This window comes from Dorea sp. MB18-49 (assembly GCF_023669465.1).
Lineage (GTDB): Bacteria > Bacillota > Clostridia > Lachnospirales > Lachnospiraceae > Dorea_A > Dorea_A longicatena.
Map to the genome: position 1 here is coordinate 308,852 of NZ_JAMOYX010000001.1, position 18,856 is coordinate 327,707.

Consider the following 18,856-nt stretch of genomic DNA (forward strand, 5'->3'; position numbering starts at 1 on the left):
GATAAAAATATTTATACTGATTTGATACATGAATGTAGAGCAGGAGGAAATTATGCAGAAGTATGGCGTAAACGAATTAAGAAGAATGTTTCTTGAGTTCTTTGAAAGCAAGGGACATCTGGCAATGAAAAGTTTCTCATTAGTGCCTCATAACGATAAGAGTCTGTTACTGATCAACTCTGGTATGGCACCATTGAAACCATATTTTACAGGACAGGAGATACCGCCGAGAAGACGTGTTACCACCTGTCAGAAATGTATCCGTACAGGAGATATCGAGAACGTAGGAAAGACAGCAAGACATGGTACATTTTTCGAAATGCTTGGTAACTTCTCATTTGGAGACTATTTTAAAGACGAAGCAATTCACTGGACATGGGAATTCCTTACAGAAGTAGTAGGACTGGATCCAGATAGATTATATCCATCCATTTACCAGGATGACGATGAGGCCTTCGAGATCTGGAATAAAGAGATTGGAATCCCGGCAGAGAGAATCTTCCGTTTTGGAAAGGAAGATAACTTCTGGGAGCATGGAGCAGGACCTTGCGGACCATGTTCAGAAGTATATTATGACCGTGGGGAAAAATACGGATGTGGACAGCCTGGATGTACCGTCGGATGTGAATGTGACCGTTATATGGAGATCTGGAACAACGTATTTACACAGTTTGACAATGACGGACATAACAACTATACAGAATTAGAGCAGAAGAACATTGATACAGGTATGGGACTGGAACGTCTGGCATGTATCGTGCAGGATGTAGATTCTATGTTCGACATCGATACATTAAAGGCTTTAAGAGACCATGTATGTAACATGGCAGGTGTGGAATATCAGAAAGATGATAACACAGATACTTCAATCCGAGTACTGACAGACCACATCCGTTCAGTAACATTTATGATCTCAGACGGTATCCTTCCATCAAACAGCGGACGTGGATATGTATTGAGACGTCTTCTCCGCCGTGCATGCCGTCATGGAAGACTTCTTGGAATCAAGGGAGCATTCCTTGTAAAACTTGCACAGACTGTCATTGACGGATCGAAAGACGGATATCCGGAACTGGAAGAAAAGAAAGACTTTATCTTTAACGTAATCGCCAAAGAAGAAGCTCAGTTCAACAAGACAATTGACCAGGGACTTTCTATTCTTGCAGACATGGAAGAAGAGATGAAGAAGAATGGTGAGGCTGTTCTCTCTGGAAAGAACGCATTTAAGCTTTATGATACTTATGGATTCCCGATCGATCTGACAAGTGAGATTCTGGAAGAAAAGGGTCTGACTTATGACGAAAAAGGATTCGAAGAAGCACAGAAAGAACAGCGTGCAAAATCCGAAGGAACATTCGGTACACACAACTACAGTGGTAAAGATGCCAGTGTATATGATGAGCTGGATGCAGAATTATCTTCTGAGTTCGTCGGATATAATCAGTTAGAGGTTGAATCTGATGTGACAGCTATGACAAGCGAGACAGAAGTTGTAGATGCACTGACAGACGGAGATAAGGGTACGATCATCGTTGCCAAGACTCCATTCTATGCAACAATGGGTGGACAGGAAGCTGATAAAGGTATCATCTGTACCGAAGACGGTGAATTTGTCGTAGAAGATGTTGTGAAGCTTGCAGGCGGTAAATTCGGCCATGTAGGCCAGGTTACAAAGGGTATGATCAAAGTCGGCGACAAGGTGACTCTGAAGGTTGACAAAGAGAACCGTGCACTTGCTGAGAACAACCACAGTGCAACCCATTTGCTTCAGAAAGCTCTCCGTATGGTACTTGGCAATCACGTAGAGCAGGCAGGATCTCTGAATAATGCACAGAGACTGCGTTTCGACTTTACACATTTCTCTGCCATGACGGCAGAAGAACTGCAGAAGGTTGAAGATATCGTAAATGAGAAGATCCGTGAGAATCTTCCGGTTGTAATTAAAAATATGCCGATCGAAGAGGCTAAGAAGACGGGAGCTGCAGCTCTGTTCGGAGAAAAATACGGAGACATTGTACGTGTTGTAAGTATGGGTGATTTCTCTATCGAATTCTGTGGTGGTACACATGTAAAGAATACAGGAAACATCATGGCATTCAAGATCCTGTCCGAGACAGGTGTGGCTGCCGGAGTACGCCGTATTGAAGCCCTGACATCCAAAGGACTTCTGGATTACTACAGCGCTCAGGAGAAGAAGCTTCATGAGACTGCAAAATTACTGAAAGCAACACCGGAAAACATCGAAGAGAAGGTTTCTCATCTGATGAATGAAAATAAGGTATTAAAGGGCGAAGTAGAGAGCTTGAAGAGCAAACTTGCAAAAGATGCCATGGGTGATGTAATGAACCAGGTAGAAGAAGTAAAAGGTGTGAAATTCCTTGCTACAAGCCTGGAAGGTGTAGATATGAACGGCCTTCGTGATCTTGGAGACCAGTTAAAAGAGAAGCTGGGCGAAGGTGTGATCCTGCTTGCTTCTGTTAATGATGGTAAAGTAAGCCTGATGGCTACCGCTACAGACGGAGCTATGAAACAGGGAGCTCATGCAGGTAACCTGATCAAAGCAGTTGCCAAATTAGTTGGCGGCGGTGGCGGCGGACGTCCGAATATGGCGCAGGCCGGCGGTAAGAATCCGGCAGGTGTAGAGGATGCTCTGAAGGCTGCAAAAGAAGCATTAGAAGGACAGCTTGCATAAAATTTTACTGTCAATTCGCGAAATTTTGCAATTTTTTCCAAAGTGGAAGAAAGTTGTTGACGTGAGAAAAAAATATGTTATAATCATATGTAGTGCAATAAAAATACCCGAACAGTCGTATGATGCACAATATAGGACTGGAGGGGAGGTTAGGTGTGAGTCTATGTCAAATGTAATCGTTAAAGAAAACGAATCGTTAGATAGCGCTTTACGCAGATTCAAAAGAAACTGTGCAAAGGCTGGTATTCAGCAGGAAATTCGTAAAAGAGAACATTACGAAAAACCAAGCGTAAGACGCAAAAAGAAATCTGAAGCTGCTAGAAAACGTAAGTATAACTAATATGTGCAGAAATAGAGTGTCGTATGGCACTCTATTTTTTATACTTTAGTATGCGATAGAACCTGCCAGTGACAGGTTCTATATGTGTCTTAGCATGCTGGAAAGCCGCCGGTGGCACACTTTAGCGAAGCAGTCTGGAAAAATATTTTTGAAAATTTTTCAAAAAACATGTTGACGTTTTCAAAACACAGGTATATACTGTGAATCGTTGAAAGGCAAAGGCGCCATACCCGTTAGGGTGTGGTGCCTTTTTTCGTTCTATTGATAGAGTGATAAAAGGATAGGAAGACGAACGAGATCATAATTATTCAACAAATTTTTAGGATGGATGAAAGTGAGGAGTTTTATTATGAGATTAAAGGATACGGGACTTACAGCACAAGAACTGAAGGACATGGTTAATAAGTATATGGTGGAGACTTATGAGAGATATGATTTCATTGCAGAGAGAGCAGAAGGTATGTATCTGTACGATGAAGAAGGAAATGCATATCTGGATTTCTACGGTGGGGTTGCCGTTAACAGCTGTGGTAACAGAAATCCAAAAGTCATTGCAGCAATCAAGGATCAGTTAGATGATATCATGCATACATTCAACTATCCATACACCATTCCACAGGCATTACTGGCTAAGAAGATCTGTGATACGATCGGAATGGATAAGATCTTTTATCAGAACTCCGGAACTGAAGCAAATGAGTGTATGATCAAGATGGCAAGAAAATATGGTGTAGATAATTTCGGACCGGAAAGATATCACATCATTACAGCAAAACATGGTTTCCATGGAAGAACTTACGGAGCAATGTCTGCAACAGGCCAGCCGGACAATGCAATTCAGATGGGATTCAAACCAATGCTTCCTGGATTCGATTATGCAGAATATAATAACCTTGAAGATTTCAAATCAAAGGTAACAGAGAATACAATCGCAATCATGATTGAGCCTGTACAGGGCGAAGGCGGTGTTCATCCTGCAACACAGGAATTCATCGAAGGACTTCGTAAATTATGTGACGAGAAAGATATGTTACTTCTGTTTGATGAAGTTCAGACAGGATGGGGACGTACCGGAGCACCGATGGCTTACATGGGATATGGTGTAAAACCAGACGCAGTATCTATGGCAAAAGCAGTCGGAGGCGGAATGCCGTTAGCAGCATGCTGTGCAACTGAAAAAGTAGCAAAAGCATTTACAGCAGGAACACATGGCTCTACATATGGCGGACACTGTGTAACATGTGCAGCAGGTCTTGCATCAGTAACAGAGATTCTTGATAACAACTTAAGTGAAAATGCAAAAGAAATGGGAGAATACATGAAACAGGAACTTGCAAAACTCCCACATGTAAAAGAAGCAAGAGGACGTGGACTTCTGGTTGGATGCGAATATGATATTCCAATCGCAGTAGAAGTAAAACACGGATGCCTGGACAGAATGGCACTGATCACAGCCATCGGAGACAGCGTAAACCGTATGATTCCACCACTTATCGTAACGAAGAAACAGATCGATGAGCTGATGCTGATCATGAGAGCGTCTATCGAAGATGCTGCCGCAAAATACGAAAGCAAGTAAGCGTAAATAAATATAAGAAGATACAGAAATACAAATGATTCAGACGTTACCACAATTTTGATTCATAGAACTACCTTCAAAAAGAGGCTGCCGGCGATTTTGCCGGCAGCCTCTTACGCATACCAAAGTATACAAGAAAATCTGCCAGTGGCAGGTTTTGCAGATTAAGTTTCTTCTTCATCAGGAACAGGCTCAGGGACCTCTGTATCTCCAGTGTATTCAATGTCCGGAAGCAGTTCAAAATAAAAGTCCTGATATTCTTTTGAAAGAGCCTGAATGATCTCTTTCTGCACGGATTTGAACTTGGAAATAGAGATCATATCACGGTTCATGGTGATATACACGCTGATCCATAATTTCCGTCCGGTACGCAGGATATCATAATATAATTTTGTGTCCCCGTATGTGGCAAGAATCGGAGATACGATCTCTTTGATCTCCTGAACCGTTTCTTCCTCCGGAGGGAGTAAGAACAGGTCCCGAAGTCCCGTGATCACGGTTTTTATCGGAACCGGAAGCATAAAAAGGGACAGGATGATCGCCAGTATCGGGTCGAGATAAGGAATCAAAGGCTGGAACCATTCTCCGGTTATGATCTGCGGCAGAAAGAATGCGATGCACATACCAAACGATGCGACAGAGTCGATCTGCCATTCCTGGATCTCCATGATCACGATCGGTGAAGTCAGTTTACTGTTCATCCTGCGAAGCAGGAAGATCACAGCAATACTGACTAAGGTGGCACTCATTTCAAAATACGCAACCATGGAAAAGTTGACATGCTGGCCGCCGTGGAAGATGATCTGGATGTTGTTAATGATCAGTCCGACGGTAACAGCAATCATGATCGCACCTTTTACAACAACAAATAAGGATTCAATCTGCTGGTAACCAAATGGGTGGCTTTCGCTGGACGGCTTGTACATCAGCGGAACCAGTGAAAGTGATACGAATACCATCAGAATCTCGACGCCGTCATAGACACTGTCCAGAAGGACGGCCTGCGACCTTGTGATGACCGCCATAACGATCTCCAGGATTACGAAAATCGTACTTCCTGTGATGGAGATACGGAGTGCGGATTTTTCGTATTTCTGTTTACTCCGGCTAGAATGCATAATGTATCTTCTCCTTTGGCAAAATGGAATCAAGTTCATGGTAGAGTCGTGCGATCGGAAGGCCGACTACATTATTATAATCACCTTCGATCCCTTTTACGTGGATGGCAAATGCGCCCTGGATGCCGTAAGCGCCGGCTTTGTCAAGAGAATCACCGCTGTCAACATAAGCATGAAGATCCTCTTTTGTGACCGGATAAAAGGTGACATCCGTTTTTTCGTAGAATGTATGTAAGATCTGCTGCCCACGGATACACCCTGCAAATGTAACTCCGGTATAGACCTGATGTGTGCGGTCTGCGAGCATGGAAAGCATATCAAAGGCTTCTTCGTTATCTGCTGGTTTCCCAAGAATCTCACCGCGATAAGACACAATGGTGTCGGCACCGATGACGATACAGTCTTCACCCTGATATGCGGGATTGTCTTTTATCTTTGATTCATATACATCAAGAGCTTTCTGGTGCGCCAGTTCCATCACGACATCGGACGGAATATCTTTGGTGATCTTTTCATCGACTGCAGACGGGATTACGTCGAATGTGAATCCTGCCTGGGTAAGCAGCTCCTGCCGTCTGGGAGAAGCTGATGCTAATACGTATTTCATGTCTTTTTTCTCCTTTATGACCTTTTGAAAATATATAAAATACCAACTATAGTATAACATAGAATGAAAAAAACAGAAATTCATAACGGATAAAATTGTAATGTAAAAATTGCAATCACTGTGCAGATTCGATATAATGTTAACAAGTATAAATATCGGAAACGGAGGTTTATTGTTATGTATATCAGTGAAATAAGAACGAAAGCACCGGCAGACGAAAGAATGCCGTTAGAGCGGAAATTCTACGATACATTGGAAAAATTAAAAATACCATATGAACAGGTGGATAATGATCCGGCATCTTCGATGGAAGAATGTGCAGAAGTGGATAAAGCGATCGGAACAGAGATCCGGAAGAATGTCTTCCTCTGTAACCAGAAGAAGACAACCTTCTTTTTGCTGGTAATGCCGGCAGACAAAGCATTTGACACTTCTTCATTCAGTAAAAAACTGGGCGTGTCCCATATGTCATTTGCGCCGCCGGAGAAGATGCTGGAACATCTTGGCACAACACCGGGATCAGCAAGTGTTGCAGGGCTTCTGACCGATGAAGATGATTATGTGCAGGTAATTATAGATAAGGAAGTTGCAGAGGCAGAATGGTTCGGCTGCAACCCGGGAATCAACACCAGCCATTTGAAATTTAAAACGAAAGATCTGCTTCAGAAGTATCTTCCGGCGATCCATCACAGAGCAAGAATTGTGGATCTGTAGAATCCAGAGAAGCGAATAAGAGAAGCAGATCTGCGGGAAAGAGAGAAGCGAATAAGAAAAGCAGATCTGCGAGAAAGAGAATAGTGAATAAGATAGACAGATCTGTAAAGGATAGAATAGAGAATAAAAAGGAACAGTAACATTATAAATATGAAGACATCAGAAGATTTAAAACAGATACTGGAGCGCATTGATCACAGAGGATATCCGGCATATAAGGATACCAGAGGCGCATACCAGTTTGGAACATATATACTGGGGATTGATCATGTACAGGGAGATCCGTTTGCGGCACCGTCCAGGTTGCATATACAGGTGGCAGGAAGAGCGGCCCGGATTCCGGGAAATCTATATGACAGCAAATGTAAAAAGATGGCTGTGGCAGATTATCTGCTGCGGAATTTTGCAAAGCAACTGGAACGGTACTCGTTTCAGGCACACGGTTCCGGAAAAAGCGGGATCATCCAGGTGACACGATGTGGTCAGGAAGTGCTGGAACGTACGGCCTGTGAGATAGAGGAAAAGACAGGGAATATTATTGTCCGGTTTGAGGTCGGATTCCCGGCAAGAGGACGTACGATCCAGGCAGGAGAGCTGATTAAGATTCTGTATCAGTATCTGCCGGCGTGTGTGGAGAAAGCCTTGTATTATAAGAATATGGACCAGAATGCAGTGAAGCAGGCGGCAGAACTTGCCGTGGATCAGGAATATATCCGGGAACAGCTGAAAAAAGAGGGACTGATAGCATTTGTTGCTGACGGTTCGATCCTTCCGAGAGAATCGGGCGTTTCCCAGAGACCGATGAAGGATGCGGTGCCGTTTGTCTCGCCGGATTCTATGAAAGTTACGATGAAGCTTCCATATAAAGGAGTGCTCACCGGAATGGGAATACGAAAGGGAATCACTCTGGTTGTAGGTGGCGGCTATCATGGTAAATCAACGCTTTTGAAAGCACTGGAGAGTGGTGTATATCCTCATATTGCAGGAGATGGCAGGGAATATGTAGTCACAGATGATACTGCAATGAAGATCCGCGCAGAAGACGGCAGAAGCATCCGGCATACAGACATTTCCATGTTTATCAATGATCTGCCGAACGGAAAAGATACGTATGCGTTCGACACGGAAGATGCAAGCGGAAGTACGTCACAGGCGGCGAATGTGATAGAAAGTATGGAAGCAGGAACACAGGTATTTCTGATCGATGAAGATACGAGTGCAACGAATTTTATGGTGAGAGATGAGCTGATGCAGCAGGTGATCCACCGTGACATGGAGCCGATTACACCGTTTATTGAGCGTGTGCGGGATCTTTATCAGGAATATGGAATATCGACGGTGCTGGTAGCTGGAAGCTCCGGAGCCTATTTCCAGATCGCGGATCAGATCATTCAGATGGATAAGTATGTTCCGAGAGAAATCACGGAACTGGCAAAGGAAGCGGCTTCAGACTATCCGGCATTGAAGTTTCCGGAAGAAAAGCCGGAACAGCCATCGTTTGACCGGAAGGTGCGTAAGAATCCGGGCATCCGCCAGAAAGGCAGGGTGAAATTAAAAACAATGGGACGCGATGCGGTCATGATCGGTCATGAGACGATTGATCTGCGGTATGTGGAACAGCTTGTGGACAGTGAGCAGTTAAATACACTGGGGCAGATCGTACGTTTCCTGGAAGAGGAGATATTTGATGGCAGGAAGACACTTGGACAGGCCATAGAACAGGTAGAGAACGTTCTGGATAAAAAAGGGCTTGCCGGTGTGTGCGAAGGAAATACCGTACCGGGAAATCTTGCAAGACCGCGTATACAGGAAATCTATGCCTGTATGAACCGTTACAGAAAGCTTGGAACAGACAGGAAAGAGAGGGGATAGAATATGAGAGTCATTGCAGGAAGTGCAAGAAGAACACAGTTAAAGACGTTGGAAGGCATGGATACCAGACCAACAACAGACAGGATCAAGGAGACATTATTTAACATGATCGCTCCATATCTGTACGACAGTATCTTTCTGGATCTGTTTGCCGGAAGCGGCGGGATCGGGATCGAAGCTCTGAGCAGGGGAGCAATGGAAGCGGTATTTGTAGAGAAGAATCCGAAAGCCATGGCGTGTGTCAAAGAGAACCTTCAGAAGACACATTTTGAAAGAAAAGGGATGACCATGCAGATGGATGTGATGACAGCACTCTATAAATTAGAAGGAGAAAAACAGTTTGATTATATTTTTATGGATCCACCGTATAATCATGAACTGGAAAAAAGTGTGCTGACTTATCTGGCAGAATCATCGCTGCTGGCAGAGGAAGGAATCATCATTGTAGAGGCTTCTAAAGAGACAGACTTTGATTATGCAGAAGATCTTGGATATAACATTATCAAAGAAAAAGAATATAAGACAAATAAGCATGTATTTTTGGAACCTGCGGGAAGGAAAGAAATATGTTAACAGGAATCTATCCGGGAAGCTTTGACCCGGTCACATACGGACATCTGGATATCATAAAACGTTCTGCTGAAATGGTAGATGAACTGGTAGTCGGAGTGCTGAATAATAAAGCAAAAACCCCGTTGTTTTCCGTAGAAGAACGTGTTAAAATGTTAGAGGAAGTAACGAAAGACATACCAAATGTTAAGATTATTCCATTTGAAGGATTATTGGTGGATTTTGCCCATAAGCTGAATGCGAAGATTGTAATAAGGGGACTTCGGGCAATCACTGATTTTGAATATGAATTACAGATGGCGCAGACCAATCATAAACTTGCGTCAGATGTGGAGACGATATTTCTGATCACGAATCTGCAGTATTCGTATTTGAGTTCTACCACGGTAAAAGAAGTGGCAGCCTTCGGAGGAGATATATCCCAGTTTGTGCCGGATTACATAGAGCAGAAAGTCTGGGGGAAAATGAAACATAAAAGGAGAGTGTAAATATTATGAGCAGCCGTATTGAGCAGATCATAGAGGAAATTGAAGAGTATATTGACAGTTGTAAATTCCAGCCGCTGTCGACAACAAAAATTATTGTAAATAAAGACCAGATGGATGAACTGTTAAGAGAACTTCGTATGAAGACACCGGATGAGATCAAGCGTTATCAGAAGATTATTGCGAACAAAGACGCAATTCTGGCTGATGCACAGGCAAAAGCAGACGGAATGATTCAGGAAGCACAGATTCAGACAAATGAGCTGGTAAGTGAACATGAGATCATGCAGCAGGCGTATGCGCAGGCAAATGAGATCGTAACTGCAGCAACTGCACAGGCACAGCAGATTCTGGATAATGCAACAAATGATGCAAACCAGATTCGTATCGGAGCCATTCATTATACAGATGATCTTCTTTCTCAGGCAGAGAGTGCGATCGGACGTACCTTGGATACGTATACATCGAAGTATGACAGTCTTGTAAATTCTCTTCAGGAATGTTATGACATGGTGCGTAACAACAGAGCAGAGCTGGATGTTCCGCCGGAGACAGAACAGAGTGTACAGTCGGAGTATCCACAGGATGAATATCCTGCAGAAGAATATCCGCAGAATAATTATGAGCAGGATGCTTATGGACAGGATGATTATCTGGATGATGAGAATCAGTATCCGAATGATATGTCAGTTTCTGGTTATGATATTCAGGAAGATGACACACTGGATTAAGATACAATCAAATAGCATATATGTAAGCGGAGATAAGAAGACTGGTTACCAATGCGGTGGCCAGTTTTTCTGCTATATAGGGCAGGATTGGTAAGTGATTGCCGGAGATCATGGAATATGTCTGGGCAATACAGCACCAGCCGCCGAAAGAGGTAAGTGCAGCGCACAGAATAATCTTATGGGAGGTATACAGTGCGGATGACGCAAGCCGTCGGATTCCGGTGCTGATCTCCAGGCTGGAATACAGAAGAAGGGAGGCTGTATTGTCTGGAAGAGCAGACGCAAGCAGTTGAATCAGGACAGAGAACATCATCATATATCCACCGACCTTTGTGATGGATTCGAATGCATTCATGATACAACGGTCGAAGTAATTACCGGATAAATTTTCAGACTGTGAAGCAGTTGAAGAAGAAACCTGCATCATGTGTGAAAATGGATGGATATGGTCTTTTGCGCGGTAGAAAAGACGAAAGACAAAGCTCATCATAAGAGGCGTAAGTGTAAGAATAAGAAGAAAGGGAATGGAAATAGAATCCTTTTTCAGATTCTGAATGACAACATAGCTTAAGATGAAAGCAGGGCTTGTATTGTTGCAGAAAGACAAAAGGTAAGAGGCTTCCGAACGCGAAATTTTCTGAGCGTCCAGAAGGTCGGAAGCTGTCTTGGCACCCATCGGATATCCGCATAAGAAGCCAGTGAGTACTGCAAATGTGCCATAATAAGAAGTGCCAAGGAGCGGACATAGAAACGGTGATGTGATGTGGCAGATCCAGTGAAGTGCAGGGGTGCGGATCAGAATATTGATCAGGACCATATAGGGAAGTAATGTGGGAAGGACATGCCGGAACCACAGGAGGAGTCCGTAACTGGCACCGGCAAAGACTGTCTGTGGAAATGACAGCATACATAAGAAAAAAATCAGTATCGGAATGGTAAGAAAATGACGTCTGGACATAGGAATCTCCCGGAGGACCTTGTTAATTCATTGTATGGATAAGGTTGATTTTTTATGAAGACTGTTAGATAATAGATAACAGTGTAATATAGAAGGAGTGTAGGAAAATGGCAGTATTAAATGAATTAGAACCGAAAGAAGTCTTCCGGTTTTTTGAAGAAATAAGTGTGATCCCGAGAGGAAGCCGCGATACAAAACGTATCAGTGATTATCTGGTGGCATTTGCAAAGGAAAGAGACTTAAAAGTGATTCAGGATGAAGTGAATAACGTGATCATATTCCAGCCTGGAACACCTGGATATGAAGAAAGTGAACCGGTGATCCTGCAGGGACATATGGATATGGTATGCGAAAAGACATCGGATTCCACACATGATTTTAAAAATGACGGACTGGAATTATATGTAGAAGATGGATTTTTAAAGGCGAAAGATACCACGCTTGGAGGAGATGACGGCGTTGCGGTTGCAATGGCGCTTGCACTGATGGACAGCGAAGATATTCCACATCCACCAATCGAAGCAGTATTTACTGTAGATGAAGAGCTTGGAATGGAAGGTGCCGAGGCTATCGACCTGTCAGTATTAAAAGGAAAGAAACTCATCAACCTGGATTCGGAAGAAGAGAAGACGCTGACGGTTGGATGCGCAGGCGGAGTCCGTTATCAGGGACTGATCCCGGTAGAAAAGGAGACTGCATCCGGAGAGGTGATCAAGATTACGATCCAGGGGCTTCTGGGCGGACATTCCGGCGAAGAAATCCACAGACAACGTGGTAATGCGAATAAGATGATGGCACGTTTGCTGTATCATATTGCAGGAGAGAAGAATTACCGTCTGAGCGAAATCTATGGCGGCTCGAAAGACAACGTTATTGCGATGGAAGCACACGTGTCTATCCTTGCAGAACCGGAAGACTGCGAAGAGATCCTTGCTATGATCCGGGACATGGAAAGTATATGGAATGCAGAATTCATGGGAGAAGAACCAGGCCTGACTGTAAAAACAGAAACTGAAAAAGTAGAAAATATAGTAGTGTTCTCAAAAGGTACTACGCAAAAAGTAGTAGGATACCTGACGGCATGCCCGAATGGATTAAAAGAATACAGCCGTAAAGTAGCCGGCGCGACAGAGACCTCTTTAAATCTCGGTGTGGTATCTATGAAAGAAAATGGAGTGGAGGCAGCATTCCTGATCAGAAGTGCAGTAGACAGCAGAAAGCAGCAGGTGCTGGAAGAAGTAGATGCTGTGACAAAAGCATTCGGAGGAAGCGGTTCGCTTTCCAGCGAATATCAGGCATGGCAGTACAAGCCACAGTCAGAACTCCGTCCGGTCATGGTAGAAGCATACAAAGAAGTTTATGGAAAAGAGCCGGAGATCTGCATTATCCACGGTGGACTGGAGTGTGGAATCTTCCTCGGAAAACGTCCGGATCTGGACTGCGTATCCTGCGGACCGGATGTTCTGGATATTCATTCTTATAATGAACGTCTGGATATTGCGTCTACGCAGAGAAGCTGGGAATTCCTGAAACTGGTACTTAAAAATTGTAAATAATAACGACGGAGGAGAAATATATGAATCTGCCAGCAGCATTTGAAGAAAAGATGCGTGCACTTCTCGGAGATGAATTTGACGAATATATTGCCTGTTATGAAGAACCAAGATATTATGGCATGCGAGTGAATACAGGCAAGATCTCGGTAGAAGAGTTTGAAAAGATATGTCCGTTTGAGATCAGAAAGATCCCGTGGATCGAAAATGGATTCTATTATGACGGGGACAAAGTGTCTCCTGCAAAGCATCCGTATTATTTTGCCGGCCTTTATTATCTTCAGGAGCCGAGTGCCATGACACCGGCGAACCGTCTTCCGGTAGAGCCGGGAGATAAGGTTCTGGATGTATGTGCGGCTCCGGGAGGAAAGGCGACAGAATTAGGAGCAAAATTACAGGGAGAAGGCGTGCTGATCGCCAACGATATCAGCAGTTCGAGAGCCAAGGGACTGCTTAAGAATATTGAGGTATTCGGAATCGGAAATGTTCTGGTGTTAAGTGAGGAACCAGGACGTCTGGAGAATTATTTTACGGAATATTTTGACAAGATCCTGATCGATGCACCATGTTCCGGAGAAGGAATGTTCCGAAAAGATAAAAAGATGGTAAAAGCATGGGAAGAACACGGACCGGAATTCTTCAGTAATCTGCAGAGAAATATCATCCTGCAGGCTGCAAGAATGTTAAAGCCGGGCGGTCTCATGCTGTATTCGACGTGTACATTTGATCCAAGTGAAAATGAGAGAATCATTGAACACCTGAAAAAAGAATATCCGGAATTCCATGTACTTCCGATGGAAAACTATGAGGGATTCTGCCCGGGAATACCGGAAGTGACAGAAGAAAAGGATGAAGAACTGAAAAAAACAGTCCGCATCTTCCCGCACAAGATGAAAGGGGAGGGACATTACGTTGCCCTTCTGCAAAAGGGAGAACCATTGCCGGCAAAAGAGCTGAAACCAAAGAAGAAATCAGGAAAAATTCCGGCAGATCTGGAAGAATTCATGAAACAGGTAACATGGAAACTGGATGGTTCCAGACTGGATATCCATGGAGAGCGCATTTACTATATGCCGGAAGGGCTTCCGGATGTGAGAGGAATCCGTTTCTTAAGAACCGGACTGCTGCTTGGAGAACTGAAGAAGAACCGTTTTGAACCGAGCCAGGCATTTGCCATGTGCTTGAAAAAGGATGAATATGCACAGATCATCGATCTTCCATGCGAAGATGAAAGAGTCAGACGTTATCTGAAAGGGGAGACGCTGGATGTAGATGATCTGACAGAGAGAAAGGCAAAAGGCTGGTATCTGGTCTGTGTAGACGGATTCCCGCTTGGATGGGGAAAGGTATCGAATGGTACGTTGAAGAACAAATATCTGCCGGGATGGAGGCTGTGTTAAGATGATGCGTCTGGATAAATATCTGGCAGAGATGGGTGTGGGTACCCGCCAGGAGGTAAAGAAGCAGATCCGTCAGGGGAAAGTTACCGTTAACGGGACGGTGGTAAAAGCAGCAGATACGAAGATTGATGAGACATGCGATGAAGTTACAATAGGCGGCCGTAACATTTCCTATGTGTCGTATGAATATTATATGCTGAACAAGCCGGGCGGCGTGGTATCGGCGACCGAGGACCGGAGAGATACTACGGTGATCGATCTGATCAAAGACAAGAAACGAAAGGATCTTTTCCCGGTCGGACGACTGGATAAAGATACGGAAGGATTACTTCTGATCACGAATGACGGAGATCTGGCACACCGTCTGCTGGCACCGAAAAAGCATGTGGATAAAGTCTATTATGCAAAAATAGATGGAATGGTTACAGAAGAGGATGTAAAGCGGTTCGCAGAAGGAATCGATATCGGCGCAGAGGAAGAAGAGATGACAAGACCTGCAAAACTTGACATTATGAAGAGCGCAGAAGAATCTGAGATCCGCCTTACGATCCATGAAGGAAAGTTCCATCAGGTGAAGCGGATGTTCCTTGCAGTGGGTAAAGAAGTTACTTATCTGAAGCGAGAACGCATGGGAACCCTGTGCCTGGATGAAAATCTGAAGCCCGGAGAATACCGGCTGCTGACAGAAGAGGAGATAGAGAATGTCAGAAAATAAATTTTTACCGATTTGTAAAAAGGATATGGAAGAACGGGGATGGGAACAGCTGGATTTTGTCTATATTTCCGGAGATGCTTATGTAGACCATCCGTCTTTCGGACATGCGATCATTACGAGACTTCTGGAAGCGCATGGATTTAAAGTCGGTATCATTGCGCAGCCGGACTGGAAAGATAAGAACAGCATTACGATCCTTGGAGAACCGAGACTGGGATTCCTTGTTTCTGCGGGAAATATGGATTCGATGGTGAATCATTATTCCGTGTCGAAAAAGCACCGCAGAACGGATGCTTATACGCCGGGAGGCGTGATGGGAAAGCGTCCGGATTACGCAGCGGTTGTATACAGTAACCTGATCCGTCAGGTATATAAGAAGACACCGATCATCCTCGGAGGGATCGAGGCAAGTCTCAGACGACTGGCACATTATGATTACTGGTCAGACAAATTAAAACGTTCGATCCTGCTGGATTCCGGTGCAGATCTGATATCTTATGGAATGGGAGAACATTCGATCATTGAGATCGCAGAAGCTCTGGACAGCGGTATTGCGGTCAGTGATATCACATTTATCGCTGGAACGGTTTATAAGACGAAGAGTCTGGACAGTGTCTATGACGCGGAGATTCTTCCGGGATACGAAGATATGAAGCAGGATAAGCTGGAGTATGCAAGAAGCTTTTATACACAGTACTGCAATACCGATCCATTTGCCGGGAAAAGGCTGGTAGAGCCATATAATGATCATCTGTATGTAGTACAGAATCCACCGGCACTTCCGCTTTCGGAAGGGGAAATGGACGATGTCTACGGACTGCCTTATATGCGGACCTACCATCCTTCTTATGAGAAGGACGGCGGCGTACCTGCAATCTCAGAGGTCAAGTTCAGTCTGATCAGCAACCGTGGCTGCTTCGGCGGCTGCAGCTTCTGTGCACTTACTTTCCATCAGGGAAGGATCATGCAGGTGAGAAGCCACGAGTCGCTGTTAGATGAGGCGAAGATGATTACGCAGGAAAAGGACTTCAAAGGCTATATCCACGACGTAGGAGGTCCGACGGCGAACTTCCGCCAGCCATCCTGCGAAAAACAGCTTACACGTGGCGTGTGTAAGAACCGCCAGTGCCTGTTCCCGAAGCCGTGTCCGAATCTGAAAGTAGATCACAGAGACTATATCAAACTTCTGAAAGAACTGCGTGACATTCCAAAAGTGAAGAAGGTATTCATCCGTTCGGGAATCCGGTTCGATTATGTTGTTGCGGATAAAAGTGATGCATTTCTGGAGGAACTCTGCCGTTATCATGTAAGCGGACAGTTAAAGGTTGCACCGGAGCATGTATCGGATGATGTTCTTACACTGATGGGAAAACCAGAGAACAGTGTATATCAGGAATTTGTGAAAAAGTACAATAAGATGAATCAGAAGATCCACAAAGATCAGTATCTTGTGCCGTATCTGATGTCTTCACATCCGGGATCCAGAATGAAAGATGCGGTAGAACTAGCAGAGCATATCCGGGATCTTGGATATATGCCGGAACAGGTACAGGATTTTTATCCGACACCGTCAACGATCTCGACGTGTATGTATTATACAGGCGTGGATCCAAGAACGATGCAGCCGGTCTATGTGCCGAAGAATCCGCATGAAAAGGCAATGCAGAGAGCTCTGATCCAGTACCGGGATCCGAAGAATTATGATCTGGTCATGGAGGCTCTGAAGAAGGCACACCGCATGGATCTGGTAGGATTTGATAAACACTGTCTGATACGCCCGAGAAAATTCGAAGGCAGATCACAGCAGAAAGTACCGGGACAGAAAACGCAGAATCAGAAGTCTTCCGGAAAACCGGGACGGAATGACCGTGGGAAAAACAAAAACGAGCATTCCAGAAGAAATACTGTGCAAAGTGACAGACAGAACAGCAGACAGAATACAGGAACGGATAGAAGCAGACAGAAAAAGAAATCGATCCGGAATGTGCATAAGAAGAAATAACAGCAAGAGAAATAGCATAAAGGGAAAATGATGAAAAACCGGCAGCCGGATGGATGTAGAGAGGTGTTAAAGTTGAAAATAGCGATCGTTACAGGAGCATCGTCGGGAATGGGCAGGGAATTTGCGCTTCAGATCCCGCAGCTGTATAAGAACCTGGATGAATTATGGGTAGTGGCAAGACGGACAGACCGTCTGAAAAATCTGCAGGAACAGGTAAAGATCCCGGTCAGGATCTTCGACGGGGATATGCAGAGAGACTATATTTTCGAAAAACTGCAAAGAGAACTGGATCGCCGGCAGGCAGATGTAAGGATGCTTGTAAATGCGGCAGGATATGGAAAGATCGGTAACGTCAGTGACATTGATCTGAAAGAACAGTGTGGCATGGTTGATCTGAATTGTACAGCACTCACCAGAATGACAGGAATCTGCCTGCCATATCTGTCGAAAGGCAGCCGGATTGTCAATCTGGCTTCGGCAGCTTCGTTCTGTGCACAGCCGGGATTCTGTGTATATGCGGCTTCCAAAGCATATGTACTGCGTTTTTCACAGGGACTGGCAGCAGAATTGAAGAAACGGGGAATCCTGGTAACGGCAGTGTGTCCGGGACCGGTACGTACAGAATTCTTTGACCGGGCCGGTGCGCTTGCGGCAAGTGAAAAAGAAGCACTCTGTGCCGAACCGGAAGCGGTGGTGACACAGGCACTTACAGACAGCGTGCGTGGAAGATGCGTTTCGGTATATGGAGCAGCAATGAAAGGTTCCAGAATCCTTTCCAAGATCCTTCCGGATCGCCTGCTTGTATGGGGGATGATGAAGATCAACCATGCGGATTTATAAAGGCATATACGGAATGTCTATGAGCTTGGGAAAATGTTTTTTCATGATAGAAAAAGACGATTACAGAAAAATTATAAATAGAAAACAAAAAGGACAGACAATATGAGAACAGAAAAAGGACAGCCGGGATATGTAAAGGCAAGAAAACAGAAATATCTTCTGGGAGCGGTCGTAGAATTTGCAATTGTGATCGCAATCTTTGTAACTGGATATATTCAGACCGGATCCAGACTGAATCTGCTTACCGTTGTAGCGGTAGTCGGATGCCTTCCGGCAGCAAAGATGTTGGTGGAATTTATCACAATGGCACCATATAAGAGTATTGAAGAAGCAAAATACCAGGAGCTGGAGGAAAAAGCACCTCTGATCCTGAAGGCATATGATATGATCATTACCAGTTCACAGAAGGTTATGCCTCTGGATGCAGTGGTTGTATCCGGGCACATTGTCTGCGGATATGCAAGCAATCCGAAGACCGATGAGGCGGCACTTGCCCGTCATATCAAAGATATTTTGAAAGACAATCATTATGATAAGATGACGGTGAAGATTTTCCATGACTATACTGCATTTTTATCGCGTGCGGAGGGCATGAATAATATGGCAGCGGTAGAACAGAAAGAATCATTACGAAGAGAAAAAAAGATCCGGAAGATCATCTTAAACATTTCTATGTAGAA

17 protein-coding genes are annotated in these 18,856 nt (G+C 44.4%); 14 read left to right on the forward strand and 3 right to left on the reverse strand.

From position 1 onward, the window contains the following. Positions 1-52: 52 nt before the first annotated feature. From alaS to NCY30_RS01600, 3 genes are all read left to right on the forward strand, one after another. A complete protein-coding gene (gene alaS / locus NCY30_RS01590) occupies positions 53-2,692 on the forward strand; it encodes an alanine--tRNA ligase (protein WP_044919536.1) in 2,640 nt (879 codons plus the stop codon). 163 nt (positions 2,693-2,855) lie between these two features. After that, on the forward strand, positions 2,856-3,032 hold the full coding sequence (gene rpsU / locus NCY30_RS01595) for a 30S ribosomal protein S21 (protein ID WP_005603101.1): 177 nt from the start codon (positions 2,856-2,858) through the stop codon (positions 3,030-3,032). A 349-nt stretch (positions 3,033-3,381) separates the two neighbouring features. Then, on the forward strand, positions 3,382-4,611 hold the full coding sequence (locus tag NCY30_RS01600) for an aspartate aminotransferase family protein (RefSeq protein WP_022415511.1): 1,230 nt from the start codon (positions 3,382-3,384) through the stop codon (positions 4,609-4,611). Positions 4,612-4,775: 164 nt separating this feature from the next. Here NCY30_RS01600 and NCY30_RS01605 read toward each other — a convergent pair whose 3' ends face one another. After that, entirely contained in the window at positions 4,776-5,729 is a 954-nt protein-coding gene (locus NCY30_RS01605) for a cation diffusion facilitator family transporter (RefSeq protein ID WP_006426479.1), read from the reverse strand. Continuing rightward, positions 5,719-6,336: a Maf family protein gene (locus tag NCY30_RS01610; RefSeq protein WP_022415509.1), complete on the reverse strand. Its 618-nt coding sequence runs from the start codon at positions 6,334-6,336 to the stop codon at positions 5,719-5,721. Before NCY30_RS01610 ends, NCY30_RS01605 begins: the two co-directional genes overlap by 11 nt. A gap of 177 nt (positions 6,337-6,513) precedes the next feature. Here NCY30_RS01610 and NCY30_RS01615 point away from each other — a divergent pair, with 177 nt between their 5' ends. The 5 genes from NCY30_RS01615 to NCY30_RS01635 all read left to right on the forward strand — a co-directional run bounded on the left by NCY30_RS01615 (position 6,514) and on the right by NCY30_RS01635 (position 10,708). After that, positions 6,514-7,050, forward strand: coding sequence for a prolyl-tRNA synthetase associated domain-containing protein (locus NCY30_RS01615; RefSeq protein ID WP_006426481.1), 537 nt, complete (start codon positions 6,514-6,516; stop codon positions 7,048-7,050). A gap of 150 nt (positions 7,051-7,200) precedes the next feature. Next, the gene (locus NCY30_RS01620; RefSeq protein ID WP_006426482.1) at positions 7,201-8,922 is read left to right on the forward strand and encodes an ABC-ATPase domain-containing protein; all 1,722 of its coding nucleotides are present in this window, start codon (positions 7,201-7,203) and stop codon (positions 8,920-8,922) included. 3 nt (positions 8,923-8,925) lie between these two features. After that, entirely contained in the window at positions 8,926-9,495 is a 570-nt protein-coding gene (gene rsmD / locus NCY30_RS01625; protein ID WP_006426483.1) for a 16S rRNA (guanine(966)-N(2))-methyltransferase RsmD, read from the forward strand. Further along, the gene (coaD, locus tag NCY30_RS01630; protein ID WP_006426484.1) at positions 9,489-9,980 is read left to right on the forward strand and encodes a pantetheine-phosphate adenylyltransferase; all 492 of its coding nucleotides are present in this window, start codon (positions 9,489-9,491) and stop codon (positions 9,978-9,980) included. Before rsmD ends, coaD begins: the two co-directional genes overlap by 7 nt. A gap of 5 nt (positions 9,981-9,985) precedes the next feature. Continuing rightward, positions 9,986-10,708, forward strand: coding sequence for a hypothetical protein (locus NCY30_RS01635; RefSeq protein ID WP_006426485.1), 723 nt, complete (start codon positions 9,986-9,988; stop codon positions 10,706-10,708). Positions 10,709-10,715: 7 nt separating this feature from the next. On the opposite strand, the gene NCY30_RS01640 is transcribed toward NCY30_RS01635, so the two are convergent. Next, positions 10,716-11,666: a nucleoside recognition domain-containing protein gene (locus NCY30_RS01640; protein ID WP_130096296.1), complete on the reverse strand. Its 951-nt coding sequence runs from the start codon at positions 11,664-11,666 to the stop codon at positions 10,716-10,718. 107 nt (positions 11,667-11,773) lie between these two features. Between NCY30_RS01640 and NCY30_RS01645 the strand changes: the two genes are divergently transcribed. From NCY30_RS01645 to NCY30_RS01670, 6 genes are all read left to right on the forward strand, one after another. Beyond that, entirely contained in the window at positions 11,774-13,222 is a 1,449-nt protein-coding gene (locus tag NCY30_RS01645) for an aminoacyl-histidine dipeptidase (protein ID WP_173784659.1), read from the forward strand. Positions 13,223-13,242: 20 nt separating this feature from the next. After that, complete coding sequence (locus NCY30_RS01650) at positions 13,243-14,619, forward strand: RsmF rRNA methyltransferase first C-terminal domain-containing protein (RefSeq protein ID WP_006426490.1); 1,377 nt, start codon at positions 13,243-13,245, stop codon at positions 14,617-14,619. Position 14,620: 1 nt separating this feature from the next. Next, the gene (locus tag NCY30_RS01655; RefSeq protein WP_022415503.1) at positions 14,621-15,334 is read left to right on the forward strand and encodes a pseudouridine synthase; all 714 of its coding nucleotides are present in this window, start codon (positions 14,621-14,623) and stop codon (positions 15,332-15,334) included. After that, on the forward strand, positions 15,321-17,336 hold the full coding sequence (locus NCY30_RS01660; RefSeq protein ID WP_055181916.1) for a YgiQ family radical SAM protein: 2,016 nt from the start codon (positions 15,321-15,323) through the stop codon (positions 17,334-17,336). The genes NCY30_RS01655 and NCY30_RS01660 overlap by 14 nt, the downstream gene beginning before the upstream one ends. Before the next feature lie 27 nt (positions 17,337-17,363). Continuing rightward, positions 17,364-18,176 carry an SDR family NAD(P)-dependent oxidoreductase gene (locus NCY30_RS01665; protein WP_173733343.1) on the forward strand — a complete coding sequence of 271 codons (813 nt, stop codon included), beginning with the start codon at positions 17,364-17,366 and terminating at the stop codon, positions 18,174-18,176. 102 nt (positions 18,177-18,278) lie between these two features. Beyond that, positions 18,279-18,854 carry a hypothetical protein gene (locus NCY30_RS01670; RefSeq protein WP_006426494.1) on the forward strand — a complete coding sequence of 192 codons (576 nt, stop codon included), beginning with the start codon at positions 18,279-18,281 and terminating at the stop codon, positions 18,852-18,854. The last annotated feature ends 2 nt before the right edge of the window (positions 18,855-18,856 follow it).